Raw genomic sequence first — 17,709 nt, forward strand, 5'->3', positions numbered from 1 at the left:
GCGTGAGTGATAATCGCTGGTGGAGAACGATGGCGCTTGTACCTGATTGATTGCGTGCTCATCCGAGATGCCTACGAGCAAAGGCCAGCGTCGGCAACGCGGCCAGGTTTACGTGACAACACCCCCCACATCGCTTTCCCGCGATAGTAGTCGGCCATGGATTTCGTGTGCCAATTGTCCTGACCCCAGAACGCTTTGCCAAATTGGTGACCACGTTCTGAAGTCAGCTTTGTTTGTGACTATGCAGAATAGCCCATCTTGTAGTGATGCAAATCAAGCATGATGTGCATGTCTACACCCTGCAGGCCGGGTTTGCTGTGACGGTATAGCGAACGCCAATAGGGCTGAACCGTGACGCCTTCGTCCTGAATCAATTGTTGAATCTTGCGCATGACGTCACGCCGTTTTTCGGCATCCGCGATCGCCAGCGCTTCTTCGAGCAAGGCATCAAATTCAGCATTGGCCCAACCGAATTCATTCCATGCTTCACCGGACCGATAAGCCAATGCCAGAATCTGGACCCCCAGCGCCCGGTGTGCCCAGTTTGTCGATGAAAACGGATAGTTAACCCAGTCATTCCAAAACGTAGAGCCCGGTAGAACGGTGCGCTTTACTTTGAACCCGGCATCGCGCAGCTGTGCGGCAACAGCGTCACATGTATTTCTGCGCCAGTCGTCATCAATTGAGAAAAGCTCATGTTCAAAATCAGCCATACCTGCTTCTTCCATAAGCGCCATGGCTTGAGCTGGGTCAAACGTCGGTGCAGGAAGGGTGGCATATTCAGGGTGCACGGGCGAAATGTGGTGGTTTTCGGCCACCGTCCCACGACCGGAGTATCCCAGCTCCAGGCAAACCGCGTTATCGACGGCCATGGCCAGAGCCCGGCGAACACGAACATCCGCATATGGTCGTTTTCCGTCGATTTCCGCGAGCTGATTGGGGCGAACAACCAAGGTTGACGCCGTTACGACTTCGGATTTGTCCAAGCCAAGACCATCCATGATCTCGACGAATTCACCAACCGTTTCATAAACCATATCAACTTCGTCAGATTCCATCGCGGCGAGCCAGGCAGCCGGGTCCGTCCCGTAGTCGATGTATTCGATTTGATCCAGATATGGGCCGCCATAAACATCTGTTCCCCACCAGGTATGGCCGGGCACACGCTTGAGCGTGCATTTCTCTCCCACTTTGATGCTTTCAATGGCGTAGGGTCCGGTGCCGATGTTATTTTCAAGATCGCTCACATCAAATGACGCGTGCACAATCTGCGCTGGATAGTCGGCCATGGCTGGAATAATTGAAATATCCGGGCGCGGCAGTTTCAAGAGAACTGTATAATCATCGGCAACCGTTATCGCGCCGTCGATGGCTGTTCTCGTATTTGGATCAACCAGCGTCCCCATGCGGCCAGCCATTGAATTTCCTTCAACGTCTTTTTCACACCACATCTCAATATTTCGGGCGACGTCATGGGCCGTAAATTTGTCCCCATTGGTCCATGTCACACCCTGTCGCACATAAAGCGTGTACCCGGTGGCATCGTCATTGACCTCCCACCCTTCCAGCAACATGCCACGAAAGGTTCCGTCATTGTTGTATTCAACCAGGTTTTCCATGGTGCTGCGCGTCAACGCACCAATTTGAGCGAAATCATAGGTGCGGGGATCCTTCAGACCACGAACATTCATTTGAATGCGCAATGTCCCGCCTTGTTTTGGAGCCGCGGCCTGAGCCGGTGTCGTCAGACCCAGCAAACCGTAGGCAGTAGAGGCCGTGACGCCCAGAGCGGTTGCCCGTGCAAGGAATTCACGTCGGTCCAATTTGCCAGCTTTGCACTCGTCTGCATGCATCTTGGCTGCAGGGTGCAAGATTGGTGTTCGCGCGTTTGATTGCATATTGTCCTCCCAGACAATTCTAGCTTGAAGTAACTTTTCAATGGGTGTCAGAGCGGCGAGCCTTCCCGCATTTTGGTTTGCTCGTTCGGGGTCGGCGTATGGTTGAAGACATATGCGTTGATGCATGCCTCTTCCCCGCCGAGTTCCTCAATGCGACGTTCCTGATCTGCAAAGCACTTTGCATTTACCGCTTCGGGGTCGCAGATATCGCGCAGGCGCCTCTGACCCTCTGTCAATGCGGCACGGATCGCCGGATCATTCACACCTTCGATTGCAAGATTGTGAAGTTCATCTGGATCTACAGACAGATTAAAAAGCTGGGGGTCATGGTCGACATAGTAGACATATTTCCAATTCTGCCAGCGCACCATGAACGTCCCTGTCGTCGAGCCACCATCGTGGTATTCGCTCAGGATCGTTCGATCCAGGTCATCCGCGGCGTTGGCAACTTCGCGCAATGACAGACCAGGCAATGCGCGGCTCTGTGCATCATGCGCAACTCCCGTGACATCCACGGCTGTCGCAGCCAGATCAACCAGCGATGTTCCGGTTTTGACACATCGACCTGCCGGAATTCCCGGTCCCGCCGCAATCATCGGAATACCCGCTGATTGCTCGTACATGACTTGTTTTGTCCAGAACCCCTGATCGCCCATCATGTCGCCATGATCGGACACATAGATTATGACAGTATTTTCGGCCTGACCGCTGTCTTGCAGCGCCTGTAAAACACGCCCAACGCAGTTGTCCATGAAACTGGTTAGGCCATAATAGGCGGCCTTGGCTTCGCGCATCTTTTGCGCGTCAAAGTAACGATCATAGTCGAAAAACTCTGCAATGTTGCGCAACTCGCTGTGGTCAGGCCGGGCGCGGGTTCCATACCCGATGGGCAGATCCATTTCGGCCGGATCATACATATCAAAGTATTCTTTTGGGCAGGTCAGTGGATAATGTGGGCTGACAAGCGAAACGAATGCTGCCCACGGTTTTTCCTTGCGCGCGTCTGCATGTAACCACTCTTCGGCGGTCTGGGTGATTTCAAGGTCGTAATCCGTATACGTGCTTGATCCAACCCCGACATCCTCGGCCAACTCGGCAGCGGAGTCATACTGCGGCCTGTTTTTGCGCAACAGGCCGATGGCCCAGCCAACCCCGCCAACAACGTGCATTGGCAGCAGTTCATCGGTAAAGCCGTTGTCATCTGCGTTCGAGCGAAAATGCAGCTTTCCAATGGATGTTACATCCACGCCCTGATCAGTCAGATGGTGCATCCAACTGCGGATCTTGCCTTCATAAGGTGTCGCACTGTCCCAATAGCCGGTTTTATGTACGTATTCGCCACAGGCAATGCTGGCACGGGTAGGAACACACATGGGTGACGGGGTGTAGGCATTCGAAAACAGTGTCCCGCGTGCAGCCAACGCATCCAGGTTCGGCGTCTTGACCAATTGGTGGCCGGCGCAACCCATGGCATCCTTGCGATGCTCATCTGAAATGATGATCAACAAGTTGGCGGGTTCATCTACTCTGCTGCTCATGGGCAGGTCCCAGCATTCCGGCCACACCGGATTGCCGCGGTCATGCGTAGATTTTGATCGCTAATTTTTTCCATGCCTTTTGCCTTCAAACGTGTCGGTCCACCCTTGATTTAAAGATTGCGGGATTGATCACCATCAAATAAAAAATAGGCCAATCCATAAAAAAGTTTATATCATGAAAACTCCAATGACTTGGCTTCATGGCTTTGAAGCCACTGCACGGCTGGGCAGCATGACGTTGGCCGCAACTGAGATCGGCGTGACACAAGCCGCGTTAAGCCAGCAGATCAAAGCACTGGAGGCCAGACTTGGACGGCAACTGTTTGTCAGAGAACCGCGTGGCGTTTCATTGACGGCCTCGGGGACACGGCTTTATTCGGATATCGCGCCCAGCCTTGACCAGATTGGCTCTGTTCTTTCGCGCTATCATTCACCCCAAACCAAGCGGCTCCGGATCTTATGTAATACGAGCCTTGCAACAGGATGGCTGACTTCCAAATTGCCCGAGTTTCACCGTCAACATCCAGAGGTCGTGTTGGAATTGCGCACGGCCTTGTGGCGGCCTGACCGATATGGATATGAGGCGGATATCGAGATATTTCTTGGTGCTGCCTCTCCCCCAGCCCGAACCAAGCTTTTGGCCCACTGCCCGATTGTCGCAGTGGCAGCACCTTCTCAGGCCGCTGTTCAACCTGCACCCGACAAAGAGCTGCCCATTATCAGAATCTCAGGCTTGGAAAATCTATTCACGTCCTGGTCCGCAGACCAAAAGGCGAACAATATTCGTGTTATGGATCATGCCGAAACAGACAGCGTCCACAGCGCGATTTCGCTGGCCGAAGCAGGGTTGGGCTGGACGTTATGCCCTTCATTTCTCGTTCGAGAGGCGGTGAAGGAAGGGCGATTGGTGGAACATACGCTTGCGGGACCACAGTATGACAGAGCCTATTGGCTACAAATCAACGATGCGCCCTCAGCCGCAGCACATTCGTTTGGTTCCTGGGTACGTAACGAAGCTCATAAGAGCTCGAAATAAGGAGCAGATAAATTGGATAGCCCAAGGGCCCTACCCTGCATGACGCCAGACATTGCCACGGCAGAGCGCCTATGCAAACCTTGCGCGAAACGCTATTCTTCGCTGTAGAGAAAAGGATCAGAACGCACGACCCGTTGGACAGTGCCAAACCGGTCTCCGCGTTCCACATTGAGAACTCCGCCCTGCAGACGGTGTTGGACTTTGGTCCTCGCGATTTAAGCCCCAGTGACCCAAGAAGCCCCAACAGCCTGGTCACATCTGGTTTCCCGCTCCGTGCGTCAGCTGGCTTGCTGGATGGAAATTCCCGCACGCGGGTCGTGGCCGTCGCATTCTCGTTAGATTGCGCTAGAGAATTTGGCGAATTGCGCCATAACAGGTCTTGAGAAAACTGAACTTTCCACCGGGCATTCCCGCGTGGCGCAAAGGCGGACCCCATGATGGATGACAAAGCTTCAGCGCTGACAGTACGCCAGATGCAGATCTTTTTGTCGGCTATGGAAAAACGCAGCTTTGTCGTCGCCGCCCAGGATCTGGGCCTGACGCCACCGGCCGTGTCGATGCAGATGAGCCGGCTGAGCGAGACGCTGGGAGCGCCGCTGTTCGAAAAGGACGGCCGTTCAATTCAAGCAACAACAGCCGCGCTCGCTCTGGTGCCCTATGCGGAACGAGTATTGGACACCCTGCACGAAGCGGTCGAAGTCGTCGGATCCCATCAAAAGAAAAAGAACCGTCTGGTCCGGATCGCCATGGTATCGACATCGCGCAACTTTGGTCCGCATCTGATCCAGGCGTTCAAGCAAAAGCACCCGGATGCCAAGCTCGAAATCGCAATCGCGAATCGACAGGGTGTTCTTGAAAAGCTTGAATCCGGTCAGGCGGATCTAGCCCTGATGGGGCGGACCCCGCGCCGGTTCGAAGTGGACGCCTTTGCGTTCTCTAAACACCCCTATGTGCTGATCAGCCACCCTGACCATCCGCTGTCCAAATTCCGCAAGATCCGCAAATCTGACCTGGTGCCGCACCGCTTTATCGTCCGGGAACCTGGATCGGGAACCCGCGTGGTCCACGACAGCTATTTTCAAAAATCCGGGCTTGAACCTCCGCGGGCACAAGAAATGGATAGCAACGCCAACATCAAACAGGCCGTGATGGCCAACATGGGACTCGCATTTATTTCAGCACATACGATTGACCTGGAGGTTCAGGCTGGCCGAGTGGCCATCCTGGATGCAGAAGGTATGCCAGAATTGCGCGAGTGGTTTGTTCTGCACCTGCGCGGCAAACCCTTGGGTCCAGCCGCGCTCACATTCAAGAATTTTGTCATCGCTGAAGGCAACAGCTTCATGCGGAAATTCTTTGCGACCTTGCCCTTTCCGATCTGACAAGGGTGCATACGCCGCCCCTCTTATCACCAAACACAAGGTCTATGATCAGTTCGCAAAGTCAGTAAAGACCCAGGTTGATCGCGGCCGGGCCGCAATGGCTGGAGCCCGCTTGGCCGTGATATCCTGTTTGAGCAATGCGGCCACCTCCGTCAGATCCACATTCGAGGGAAACACCCGATTGAAGCCAACCTGAGCCAGCTGACGTTCCGCCTCGCTGAAACGGCGCTCGAACGTGACCAAATCGCCACCAATATACAGCGTGATATCGACCAGGCCACGCTGGATGCACCGCTGTCGAAAAGCAGCACAGAAAGCATCCGCACGCGCATCGCGACAGGACACCAGAATGGCTTGGGAGCCGGTTGCCAATGCCGCATCTATGAATACATCCGCATTCTCGGTTGGACCAATGTTCACAACCGTTATGCCTTCTTGCGCCAGTTGGCGGACAATCACTTCGTTTCTTCCGGTCCTTCGGCGCCCGCCGACTGCCCCCAAAACCACTGTGTATTCATTGAACATGTCTCGCATCGGACCGTTTCCTGTTCATATTCGCGTTGGCCATACAGGTAGCGGACCCAGATTTTTCGTCAAAACTATTTAGCTGTTTTTTCTTACCAGTAACTTTTATTTATCTTTATTGAAGTGTCACTTGCCACTCTATTTGGCACCCGACGGTCATCCACAGCTTCCAATCGCTGCCTTGGAGCCCGCTTGCAGAGCAAAACCACATTGCCCCTGTTGAATTTGATTTATGCGGTGTGTCGAAATGCGCGTTTTGATGTGATTGAACCTGTTGGCGTGTTGATCTATTGGGATTGTGCGTTGTTTTTTTGTGCGGATGGAGGGGTGACCTCAGGGTTCCGCATACGGTTGGCGGCTGTACGGCATGATGTCGTACGGCGCGTTCCTTCTCAGATCTCATGGCCCTGGACGGGCAGAAAAGGTAAGAGACCCATGGCAGAGACTTTCAAGTCCGACATATTGTATACCATCGTAGACGAAGCGCCCGAGCTGGCTTCGGCGTCGTTTTTGCCGATCATCCGCGCCTTTGCGTCGGCGGCCGGAGTGAGCGTCGGCACCCGTGATATTTCCCTGGCCGGGCGCATCATCGCGGCCTTTCCGGAGGCCCTGCGCCCCGAGCAGCGTCAGAATGACGACCTGGCCGAGCTGGGCGAACTGGTCAAGACGGCAGAAGCCAATGTGATCAAGCTGCCCAATATTTCGGCGTCGGTGCCTCAGCTGGTGGCCGCCATCGAAGAGCTGCAGGCCCAGGGGTATGACATCCCCGCCTATCCCGAAGAGCCCAGCACAGACGCCGAACGGGCGACCCGCGCGCGTTATGACGCGCTCAAAGGGTCGGCCGTGAACCCGGTCCTGCGCGAAGGCAACAGCGACCGGCGCGCCGCCCGCGCGGTCAAGAATTACGCCCAGGCCAACCCGCATTCGATGGGCACCTGGTCCGCAGACAGCAAGACCAAAGTCAGCTCGATGCCGGGTAGCGATTTTTATGCAAACGAAAAATCCGCCACCATCACCGCCGCGCAGGCCGGTGACGCCCGGATCGAATTCGTCGATGCCGACGGTGCCATCACCGTGCTGAAGGACGGCTGGACGCTGGAGGCGGGCACTGTTGCCGATGCCACCTTTATGTCGGCGCGTGCGCTGGCGTCCTTTTTGGCCGAGGCCATTGAAGACACCAAAGCGGATGGTACCATGTTCTCGTTGCACATGAAGGCAACGATGATGAAGGTCAGCGACCCGATCATCTTTGGCCATGCCGTACGCGCCTGGCTGGCACCGGTGTTCGACCAGTATGGCGACGAGATGGCCGCCCTGGGCGTGAACCCGAATTCGGGTCTGGGCGATCTACTGGAGCGGGTCAGCGGCAGCGAAGAACACGGGGCCGACATCATGGCGGCCATCACCGCCGTGACCGCGGACCGGCCAGCCATGTATATGGTCGACAGCGACAAGGGTATCACCAACCTGCATGTGCCCTCGGATGTGATCATTGACGCCTCGATGCCCGCGGTGATCCGCGCAGGTGGCAAGGGATGGGACGCAAATGGCACCAAGGGCGATACCAATTGCGTGATCCCCGACCGATGCTATGCCACGGTTTATGACGAAACGATTAACTTCTTCAAAGCCAATGGCGCTCTGGATGTGACCACGGCGGGATCGGTGGCCAACGTCGGTCTGATGGCGCAGAAGGCCGAGGAATACGGATCGCACCCCACCACGTTTGAGGCCGCAGCCGATGGCACCATCCGCATCGTTCTGGCCAATGGCGACACCCTGCATTCCCACGCTGTGGAGGCGGGTGACATCTGGCGCGCCTGCACAGCGAAACAGGCCCCGATCGAAAACTGGATCCAGCTGGCGCTGGACCGTCAGCGCCTGACCGGGAGCCAGGCCATTTTTTGGCTGGATGCAAACCGCGCCCATGATGCCGAGCTGATCAAATATGTGGACCCCGCCCTGCAGGCAGCCGGTGTGGCCGACAAATTCCAGATCATGGCACCGCGCGACGCAACCCGGGCATCGCTGGAAACCATCACTGCCGGGCAGGACAGCATTGCCATCACCGGCAACGTGCTGCGGGACTATCTGACTGATCTGTTCCCGATCCTGGAACTGGGCACCAGCGCCAAGATGCTGTCCATCGTCAAGCTGATGAATGGCGGCGGGCTGTTTGAAACCGGCGCGGGTGGCTCGGCCCCCAAACACGTGCAGCAGCTGGTGGAACAGAACCACCTGCGTTGGGACAGCATGGGCGAATTCTGTGCGCTGGGGGAATCGCTGAACTTTCTCGCCGACAGCCGCGGCAATGCCAAGGCCGGCGTGCTGGGGGCCGCCGCCGAAGTGGCGACCCAGGGTATTCTGGACAACAACCGCTCGCCCTCGCGCAAAGTGGGCGAGCCCGACAACCGCGACAGCCACTATTGGTTCGCCCGCTACTGGGCCGAAGCGCTGACCGCCCAGAGCGACGACGCCGCGCTGGCCGCCCATTTCGCCCCCATCGCACAGGCCCTGGCAACCGGCGAAAAGACCATCCTCGCCGAACTCGCAACAGCCCAGGGACCAGCCGCCGACATCGGCGGATACTACAAACCCTCAACCATGCTCAAAGACAAGATCATGAGACCAAGCAAAACACTGAATGACATCATCAACTCCTGACAAAACAGGATGACCCAGAATCAAAGCAAGCCCCCGAAGAAAAATCTCCGGGGGCTTCTTCGTGATCCACCGTCAGCTCAGGCGCCCACGTTGCAGCATTGGTGTCACGCCAAACGCTGACCGATACACCCGTGCAAAATGGCCGGGGCTATCAAAGCCGCAGGCCAAAGCCACTTCGGTTACTGAAGATTCCGTTTGCAACAACAGATGGCGGGCCCGTTCCAGCCGCATGTCCATAAAGTACTTCTTGGGCGATGCATTGAGGTACTTTCCAAACAAACGTTCAAGCTGACGGGTCGAAATCCCGATCTGCTGCGCGATCAACGACGGGGAAATGGGGGTTTCGAGATGCTCCTGCATGATCTGGATCGCTTTGGACAGATGGGCATTGCGCATGCCGTTGCGTGATTGCAGCGATACGCGCTGTTCAGCGGTTGCATTGCGCACGGCATTATAGACCATTTGATCTGCCACGGCGACCGACAGGTCAAACCCGTGATCCTCTTCAATCAGGTGCAGCATCAAATCGGCTGTGGCAGTGCCACCCGAAGCAGTCAGATGTTTTTCGTCCGAGACGAACACATTGCGCACCAGGTTCACTTCGGGAAATTCCTCCATGAAGCTATCGTGATAATCCCAGTGGATTGCGGCTTGCATGCCATTCAGAAACCCGGCTTTGGCCAGGATGTGTGCTGCGGAACACAGACCCCCGATCGCAGTGCCCCGAACCCGTTCACGTCTAAGCATGTTTAGCAGGGCGGCGGTGGCGCGGGTTTGCATGTTGATCCCGGAGAGGACAAACAATCTGTCGCTTTTGGGTATTTCGAGAAACCCGTGATGGACCAGAGACACGGTGCCATTTGACGCTGTGGCTGTTTCACCATTTTCAGACGCATAGGACCAGCTGTAAAGATCTTGTCCGCTCACAAGGTTGGCGATGCGCAGCGGATCCACAGCGCAGGAGAACGCCATATGAGTGAAGTCTTCGACCAGAACAAAAGTGAAATGTTGCGGGGTGTGTGGCATAGGCCGTGTCCCTGAGAAATAGGCGGCACGCCAAACGATGCGCGCAGCCAATGGTGTCATGTCCAGATTGGGCCCCTGTGCGACCCGACGCAAGCACCGTATTGGCACTGGGTTGTCTTGCATTCGGATACATCACATTTTTTCTGTGTACACAATATGTATTTTCGTCTATCACTGCGCTTCAAGTAGGAGCAGAAACAGATTCCCGGACCCAGCTTGGTCCCTGCATCGACAGGAGCGCGTGATGAAAGACACATCAAAGACCCGCAAGACAGAGCTGTATGAGCATCTCAAGACCGAGATCATGACATTGGGTTTGCGGCCAGGTGCGGATCTGGACGAATCAAAGCTGTCGGAGGAATTCTCCCTGTCCCGGACCCCGCTGCGTGAGGTCCTGCGACAGCTGGCAGGCGAAGGGTATGTGGACCTGCGAGAAAACCGGGGCGCGCGAGTCAGCGAGATGTCCCACATGACCTTGCGGGATTTTTTTCTTGCAGCACCGATGATCTACGGAGCGGTGTTGCAACTGGCGGCTCAGAACGCGCGCCCCGAACAGATCCAGGATCTGCAAGAGGCACAGAATGCCTTTAAACAGGCACTGCACACTGGATCCGGCACACAACGCGCCATGGCCAACAACCGGTTTCACGAGGTGACCGGAGAAATGGCCGACAACATCTATCTACTGCCTTCTTTTCAGCGTTTGTTGATCGACCACGCCCGCATTTCCATGACCTTTTATCGGCCACAGGATGCTGGAATGGCTGCAAGCGTATCCGAGGCCAGCCAGCAGCACGACGCCATCATAGCTGCCATCGCGGCCCAAGACGAAGCCGCTGCCGCGCAGTTGGCGATTGACCATTGGAACCTGTCCCGCGACCGGATCGAGCTGTTTGTCATGCCTTCGGGCCTGGACGTTCAGCTGGGTTCCCTGTCGCGCAAAACACCAGCATGAGGATCAGATGACCCCTATTTTTAAATTCGAAGGGATCTATACCCCGGTCGTGACGCCGTTTCACGCCGATGGCAGCGTCAATTGGGACGCGTTGTCGAATGTGATCGAAAATCTGATCGACAAAGGGGTGCACGGGTTGATTTCGGGCGGATCCACCGGCGAGAACTATGCGCAGACCGTCGATGAACGGCTGGACATAGCCCGGTTTACCAAGGAACAGGCCAAAGGGCGGGTTCCTTTGATTGTGGGTACCGGGGCGATGATGACACCGGATTCCATTTCGCTGGCCACGGGTGCGCGCGACATGGGAGCCGATGCCATCCTGGTGGCGACACCGCCATATTCGGTCCCAACCGAACGAGAGAACGCGCTGAATACGCTGGCAATCGACAAGGCCGCGAACCTGCCGGTGATGCTGTATAACTATCCTGGGCGGATGGGTGTGCATATGGGAGAGGAATTCCTGGATCGGGTTGGGCGATCGCGCAATATCTGCGCGATCAAGGAAAGCTCGGGCGATATCAACCGGGTACACCTTTTGGCCCGGGATTATCCGCATATCCAGATGTCCTGCGGTATGGACGACCAGGCGCTAGAGTTCTTCGCTTGGGGAGCGCGCAGCTGGGTTTGTGGCGGCTCGAATTTTCTGCCGGAGGAGCATCTGGCGCTGTACAACGCCTGCGCGGTCGAAGGGAATTTCGACAAGGGTCGCCGGATCATGTCGGCAATGATGCCTTTGATGCGGGTGTTGGAACAGGGTGGGAAATTCATCCAATGCATCAAACATGGGGTGACCATGAACGGCATCGACACCGGCCCGATGCGCCCGCCGCTCAAAGGGTTGAACAAGGATGACAAACGCGCCCTGGAACAGGTGATCCGCGTTTTGAAATCCACCATTGCAGACATTCAGGCACAAGGGTGAGCGACATGGACTTGCTGACACACACCGAATATCAATCCATCGCCGACAATCTGACCTTTGCCACCAATGCATTCATTGATGGGGGGTACCGTCCGGCGATTTCGGGCAACACATTCGAAACAATGAACCCCGCAACCGGGGACGTGCTGGCCGATGTGGCCGCCTGTGATGCTCAGGATGTGGATTTCGCCGTTGCCAAGGCACGCGAAGCCTTCGAAGACGGCCGCTGGAGCCGGATGCATCCTTCGGATCGCAAGGATATCCTGATCCGCTTTGCCAAGCTGCTGACCCGCAACGCCCGGGAGTTGGCAGTGATGGAGGCGCTGGATTCCGGCAAGACCATCTTTGATTGCGAAACCGTCGACATTCCCGAAACGATCAATTGTATCAAATGGCACGCCGAAGCGATCGACAAGCTGTATGATCAGGTGTCGCCGGCGTCCGATGATCACATCGCCATGGTGGTGCGTGAACCTATCGGAGTTGTGGGGTTGGTGCTGCCGTGGAATTTCCCTCTGCTGATGCTGGCCTGGAAGATTGGCCCGGCGCTGGCGTCTGGCTGTTCGGTGGTGGTGAAACCGGCCGAAGAAACGTCGTTGACGGCGCTGCGGGTGGCTGAATTGGCATCCGAAGCTGGCCTGCCACGCGGCGTATTCAATGTTGTACCTGGTGGCGGGGCCGAGGTCGGAGAACCGATCGGGCGACACATGGAAATCGATATGGTTTCTTTCACGGGCTCGACTGTGACCGGCAAACGCTTCTTGTCCTACGCTGCGGAATCCAATGCAAAGGAAGTGGTGTTGGAAATGGGGGGCAAGAATCCCTGTGTCGTGATGGAGGACGCCGAAAACCTGGACATGGTGGCCCAACATATCGTCAATGGTGCCTTCTGGAACATGGGTGAAAACTGTTCTGCCACCTCGCGGCTGATCGTGCACAAGGATGTGAAATCCGAACTGTTGGAGCGCATCACCGCCCATGCCCGTCACTGGAACATCGGTAACCCTTTGGACCCGGAAACCCGAATGGGCGCGCTGGTATCCAAGGCGCATTTTGACAAGGTCTGTGGCTATCTCGACAAATCCGACGCCATCGTCTTGGGGGGTCAGGCGCATGGGGGCACCCATGTCGAAGCCACCGTGGTCGAAATACCCGACAATGACCACCAGATGGCACGCGAAGAGATCTTTGGTCCGGTTCTGTCGGTGATCACGGTCTCGGGATTTGATGAAGCTATCGCCGTGGCCAATGACACTGACTATGGTTTGGCGGCATCATTGTTCACCAGCAACGTCAAACGGGCCATTCGCGGCGCACGGGCGATCCGGGCGGGCACCGTCACCGTTAACAGCTATGGCGAAGGCGACATCACCACCCCGTTCGGAGGCTACAAGCAGTCCGGCTTTGGCGGGCGCGACAACTCGGTCCATGCCCATGATCAATATACCCAACTGAAAACCATCTGGGTCGACCTGAGCGACGATGCTGACGAGGCCGTGGATTGACCCGCTACACTGCCAAACGATTGCCGGTCCATCGCGGACCGGCAGCTTGGGCTGCAATTCTGGGGGAGGATACCCCTGGATTGGCTCTCAGTGAAAATACCACCGCCGATTTTGTTGTAATTGGCGGTGGTTTTGCCGGGTTGTCAGCAGCGCGGCGGCTGACCCAGTTGCAACCCAATGCGCGCATTGTTGTGCTCGAAGCAGGAGAGATTGCCCAAGGTGCAGCGGGACGAAATTCCGGGTTTATGATTGACCTGCCACATGATTTGTCCTCGGACGATTATGCCGGCAGCGGAGATGATCGCACGTTGATCGCCTTGAACCGACAGGCGCAGACCTTTGGACAGGCGGCCGTCGATGAATACGGGATCGAACCCAGTTTCTTTGACCGTGCGGGCAAGGTGAATGGGGCGGCAAGCGACCTGGCGCATTCCCATAACGTAAGCTATGCCAAGCACCTTGAAAGCCTGGGCGAGCCGTCAAATCTGCTCGACAGAGCGCAGATGGCAGAACTCACGGGCAGCACCCACTACCAATCAGGCCTGTATACCCCGGGCACTGTAATGTTACAGCCCGCGGGCTATATTCGTGGTTTTACCCACGGGCTACGTCGTGCCGGGGTGCAAATCTTTGAAAACAGCGCCGTGACGGGATTCATCAAACAGGGGCAGACCTGGCAAATCACGACGGATCGGGGCTTTGGTGTCAGCACTCCCCGCGTGATCCTGACGACGAATGGCCACCTCGAAAGCTTTGGCATCGAACGCGGGCGTCTGATGCAGTTGTTCCTGTTTGCCACTATGACACCAGAGCTGGATGCCGATGCCTTGGCCAAACTGGGCGGGCAACCGCGTTGGGGTGTGACCCCGTCCGATCCGATGGGCACCACCATGCGCCGGATTGATCGTGGGCAGGGCGGCAACCGGGTCATCACGCGGACCTGTGCCGAACTGATCCCCGGCATGTCTCCCTCACAGGCGGGTCTGGATCGGGCCAAACGCGTGATGCAACGCAAATTTGACACCCGGTTCCCACAGCTTGCCGGACTGCAGATGCAATATGCTTGGGCCGGACATCTCTGCCTCAGCTTGAACGGCGTTGCTGTCATGCGTGAAATCGACAACGGCGTGTATTCTGGCTGTGTGCAAAACGGGTTGGGCACTGCCCGAGGTACGTTGACCGGTATCGGGGCGGCGGATCTGGCCTGTGGTCATGAATCCGACATTTCCCGACACTTTTCGCGGGAAGCACGCCCCAAACCTCTGCCGCCCCAGCCGTTTGCGAAACTAGGGGCAAATGCGGTTCTACGTTGGAAAGAATGGCGCGCGCGGGACGAATAGGATCCTGCACGCGCCAAGGCGTCAATCTTCACCAAGCGGACGATCTGCGCCCAACATCCGCCCCATATATCCCAGGAAGTCCCAGATTGTGCCTTCCAGGTCATCCGGAGCCAATGGTCCGGTTTGATAATAGCGGGTGTTCTGGGCCTTCTGCAGGGTTTCCAACTTTTCCTTGTCCTCGGCGTTGAAGGATTTGCACAGGTCCACATAGGCCACGACCTCGGGATCTTCGGGGTCGGTTTTCAGCCCGCACACCCCCCAGCGGATCGCCACCTTGTCAGATCCGGCAGGGCGCAGACACAGGAACAGCGTGTAGTTCGACGCAATCGCGCAGACAAAGCTGGGATAGACGTTGAACAGGACCGAATTGTTCTTTTCCTCGTCCGTCATGTCCGCGTGGAACGGGCCGCGTGGTGGGAAATCGGGGTGGTAATAGGCGCGATAGGCGGTCCACCGGTCTTCGCCGGGGACCTTTTTGCACAATTGTGTCGGCGTCATCGGCTGCAATGTCTGTGGGTGTGTTGCAAACAGATGATACCCTTCCATGAAGTTCTCGGTCAGGTTCTTCCAGTTGGTGTTCCAAACCGTTTCATCCATGAACAGCAGGTTGCGGTCCTCGTGATGATAGTTGTGCAGAATGTTCTGCAATCCGCCCAGCTGTTCGGCCAGTGGTGCGGCAGTGCCGTCCAGATTGACAAAGATGAAGTTGTTCCAGATCTCGGTGTTCATCTGGGGCAGTTTGCAGCCTTTGAAATCGAAATTCTTGGCCTTCTTCATCAGCGGCGCGGTTTTCAGGCGGCCATCTGTGTCATAGGTCCAGGCATGATACTGGCAAACAAACGCGCGTTTGTTGCCGCTGGGGGCTGTTTCCACCAGATTACCACGGTGGCGGCAGACATTCGATAGCACATAGACCTGTTCATCGTGACCGCGTGACACCAACAACTGCTCACCGACCAGTTCAGTGGTAAAGAAATCACCGGGGTTTGGCACCTCTCCGACATGGCCCAAACAGATCCATTCCCGGCGAAAGATGTGTTCCTTTTCCAGTTCGAGAAAATCGGCCGACGTATAAAAGCTGGGCGGCATGGTGCGCGCTTGTTCACGATCCAGCGCTTTGAGCTCGGTCAGTTCATTGCGCAAGGCATCGACCGTTTTGATTTGGGTTGCGGGCATGTGATTCCCCTGCTGCGTTTCATCTGTGATCACAGTTTCGTAGCACGAAAAAATTCACGACGCCAAGGAAAATTCGCATCTCTTTTGGTCCCGCGCCCTGACGGGGACGGATCAGTTCATATAACCGACGTAAAAGTCATGTGTTTCGGCACCCAAATCGGGCAGGTGTAGGGCACGCAAAAAGACCGACCCCATTGCCCGGGATCGGCCTTGCTTTGGGATCAAATCTGACCTGTGATCAGGCCGCGATGCCCCGGATAACCCAAAAAATGACAGCCGACAGAAGCGCCGCAGCAGGCACGGTTATCACCCAAGCTGCGATAATTGTCAGGAAATGTGACCGACGTACCAGCTTGCGGCGCCGGCGTTCTTCTTTGGCAATGGTCGGACGGTCCGGGATCTCTACGCGCGCCTTCTTCAGGCGACGCTCTGTATCCCATTCGCGGAAGAACCCAACGCCGAACACACCACCTACGGCAATGTGGGTCGAGCTCACCGGCAACCCCAGCCAGCTGGCCACAATGACCGTAATTGCGGCTGACAGGGCCACACAATAGGCGCGCATCGGGTTCAGTTTGGTGATCTGGCTACCCACCATGCGGATCAATTTTGGCCCGAACAGGAACAGACCGAACGAAATCCCAAAGGCTCCGATGATCATGACCCAGAACGGTATGCTGACGGCCGCTGTGAAATCCCCGGACTGCGACGCCTGTACGATCGCGGCCAGTGGACCAACCGCATTCGCCACGTCATTTGCGCCATGGGCAAAGCTGAGCAAGGCTGCGGAAACAACCAGCGGAATGCCAAACAGAACCTTGAGCGACTTGTTGCGGTTTTCCAAACCTTCGGATTGGCGTCGGATGAACGGAATCATGGCCAACCAGATGCCGATCCCGACCGCAACACCGATTATCAGAGCCATCTGAATATCGATCTTGATGATCTTTTTCAAACCTTTGAGCGCCAGATAAGCGGCAAAGGCACCGGCCATAATACCGACCAGAACAGGCACCCATTTCCGTGCCGCAGCAATTTTGTCGGGCTGATAGACAATCCGTGCTTTGATGAACCACAGGAACCCGGCCGCTACGACACCACCCAAAACCGGTGAAATCACCCAGCTGGCAGCAATTTTGCCCATGGTGCCCCAACTGACGGCACCAAATCCGGCCGCCGCGATCCCGGCTCCCATCACGCCGCCCACGACGGAATGGGTGGTCGATACCGGTGCGCCGACCCAGGTCGCCAGGTTCACCCACAGAGCTGACGACAGCAGCGCTGCCAGCATCGCCCAGATAAAGACTTCGGCTGTTCCCATGCTTTCGGGTGCGATGATACCCTTGGCAATGGTCGATACCACGTCGCCCCCGGCCAACAAGGCACCCATACTTTCAAAAATCGCAGCAATGGCGATCGCACCGCCCATGGTCAGGGCATTGGCCCCCACCGCAGGGCCCATATTGTTGGCCACGTCGTTGGCGCCAATATTCAACGCCATATAGGCACCAAACCCGGCCGCAATCACGACGATCATCGTGTTACTGGTCTGCCCAAAGAACAATGCAGCGGCCAACCCGGCTAGAACAACAAAGATAAACGCGATACCCGGCCCAACCATCGGGCGGGCGGCATAGCTCGTTGCCTTTTCCAAGTTCGAAAACCGACCGAGATCCCGGTCAAGCGTTTCAAGGTGGCGGGGTTCAAAGTTTTTCTTGGTCATAGGGCCCTCAGCGGTT

General features: G+C 56.5%; 13 protein-coding genes. 7 read left to right on the forward strand and 6 right to left on the reverse strand.

Annotation, left to right across the window (positions count from 1 at the left end):
- Positions 1–239 precede the first annotated feature (239 nt).
- The gene (locus K3727_23415; GenBank protein ID UWQ93756.1) at positions 240–1,898 is read right to left on the reverse strand and encodes an ABC transporter substrate-binding protein; all 1,659 of its coding nucleotides are present in this window, start codon (positions 1,896–1,898) and stop codon (positions 240–242) included.
- Between the two features lie 47 nt (positions 1,899–1,945).
- Positions 1,946–3,436 carry a sulfatase-like hydrolase/transferase gene (locus K3727_23420; protein ID UWQ93757.1) on the reverse strand — a complete coding sequence of 497 codons (1,491 nt, stop codon included), beginning with the start codon at positions 3,434–3,436 and terminating at the stop codon, positions 1,946–1,948.
- 175 nt (positions 3,437–3,611) lie between these two features.
- Between K3727_23420 and K3727_23425 the strand changes: the two genes are divergently transcribed.
- Both K3727_23425 and K3727_23430 read left to right on the forward strand, forming a co-directional pair.
- The gene (locus K3727_23425; protein ID UWQ93758.1) at positions 3,612–4,472 is read left to right on the forward strand and encodes a LysR family transcriptional regulator; all 861 of its coding nucleotides are present in this window, start codon (positions 3,612–3,614) and stop codon (positions 4,470–4,472) included.
- Positions 4,473–4,906: 434 nt separating this feature from the next.
- A complete protein-coding gene (locus tag K3727_23430; GenBank protein ID UWQ93759.1) occupies positions 4,907–5,854 on the forward strand; it encodes a LysR family transcriptional regulator in 948 nt (315 codons plus the stop codon).
- 48 nt (positions 5,855–5,902) lie between these two features.
- On the opposite strand, the gene K3727_23435 is transcribed toward K3727_23430, so the two are convergent.
- Complete coding sequence (locus K3727_23435; protein UWQ93760.1) at positions 5,903–6,388, reverse strand: methylaspartate mutase subunit S; 486 nt, start codon at positions 6,386–6,388, stop codon at positions 5,903–5,905.
- Between the two features lie 426 nt (positions 6,389–6,814).
- Here K3727_23435 and K3727_23440 point away from each other — a divergent pair, with 426 nt between their 5' ends.
- Entirely contained in the window at positions 6,815–9,043 is a 2,229-nt protein-coding gene (locus K3727_23440; protein UWQ93761.1) for an NADP-dependent isocitrate dehydrogenase, read from the forward strand.
- 72 nt (positions 9,044–9,115) lie between these two features.
- Here K3727_23440 and K3727_23445 read toward each other — a convergent pair whose 3' ends face one another.
- On the reverse strand, positions 9,116–10,069 hold the full coding sequence (locus K3727_23445) for a GlxA family transcriptional regulator (GenBank protein ID UWQ93762.1): 954 nt from the start codon (positions 10,067–10,069) through the stop codon (positions 9,116–9,118).
- Positions 10,070–10,313: 244 nt separating this feature from the next.
- On the opposite strand from K3727_23445, the gene K3727_23450 reads away from it, so the two are divergent.
- Genes K3727_23450 through K3727_23465 form a run of 4 tightly spaced genes read left to right on the forward strand, consistent with a single transcriptional unit; the run spans position 10,314 to position 14,794 of the window.
- The gene (locus K3727_23450) at positions 10,314–11,024 is read left to right on the forward strand and encodes a GntR family transcriptional regulator (protein ID UWQ93763.1); all 711 of its coding nucleotides are present in this window, start codon (positions 10,314–10,316) and stop codon (positions 11,022–11,024) included.
- 7 nt (positions 11,025–11,031) lie between these two features.
- A complete protein-coding gene (locus tag K3727_23455; protein UWQ93764.1) occupies positions 11,032–11,949 on the forward strand; it encodes a dihydrodipicolinate synthase family protein in 918 nt (305 codons plus the stop codon).
- A 5-nt stretch (positions 11,950–11,954) separates the two neighbouring features.
- On the forward strand, positions 11,955–13,454 hold the full coding sequence (locus tag K3727_23460; GenBank protein ID UWQ93765.1) for an aldehyde dehydrogenase: 1,500 nt from the start codon (positions 11,955–11,957) through the stop codon (positions 13,452–13,454).
- Positions 13,451–14,794, forward strand: coding sequence for an FAD-binding oxidoreductase (locus K3727_23465; GenBank protein ID UWQ93766.1), 1,344 nt, complete (start codon positions 13,451–13,453; stop codon positions 14,792–14,794). The genes K3727_23460 and K3727_23465 overlap by 4 nt, the downstream gene beginning before the upstream one ends.
- Positions 14,795–14,815: 21 nt before the next feature.
- Here K3727_23465 and K3727_23470 read toward each other — a convergent pair whose 3' ends face one another.
- Positions 14,816–15,970: an aromatic ring-hydroxylating dioxygenase subunit alpha gene (locus tag K3727_23470; GenBank protein ID UWQ93767.1), complete on the reverse strand. Its 1,155-nt coding sequence runs from the start codon at positions 15,968–15,970 to the stop codon at positions 14,816–14,818.
- Between the two features lie 238 nt (positions 15,971–16,208).
- Positions 16,209–17,693, reverse strand: coding sequence for an inorganic phosphate transporter (locus K3727_23475; protein UWQ93768.1), 1,485 nt, complete (start codon positions 17,691–17,693; stop codon positions 16,209–16,211).
- Positions 17,694–17,709: the final 16 nt, after the last annotated feature.

The organism is Rhodobacteraceae bacterium M382 (assembly GCA_025141015.1).
Classification (GTDB): domain Bacteria; phylum Pseudomonadota; class Alphaproteobacteria; order Rhodobacterales; family Rhodobacteraceae; genus Aliisedimentitalea; species Aliisedimentitalea scapharcae.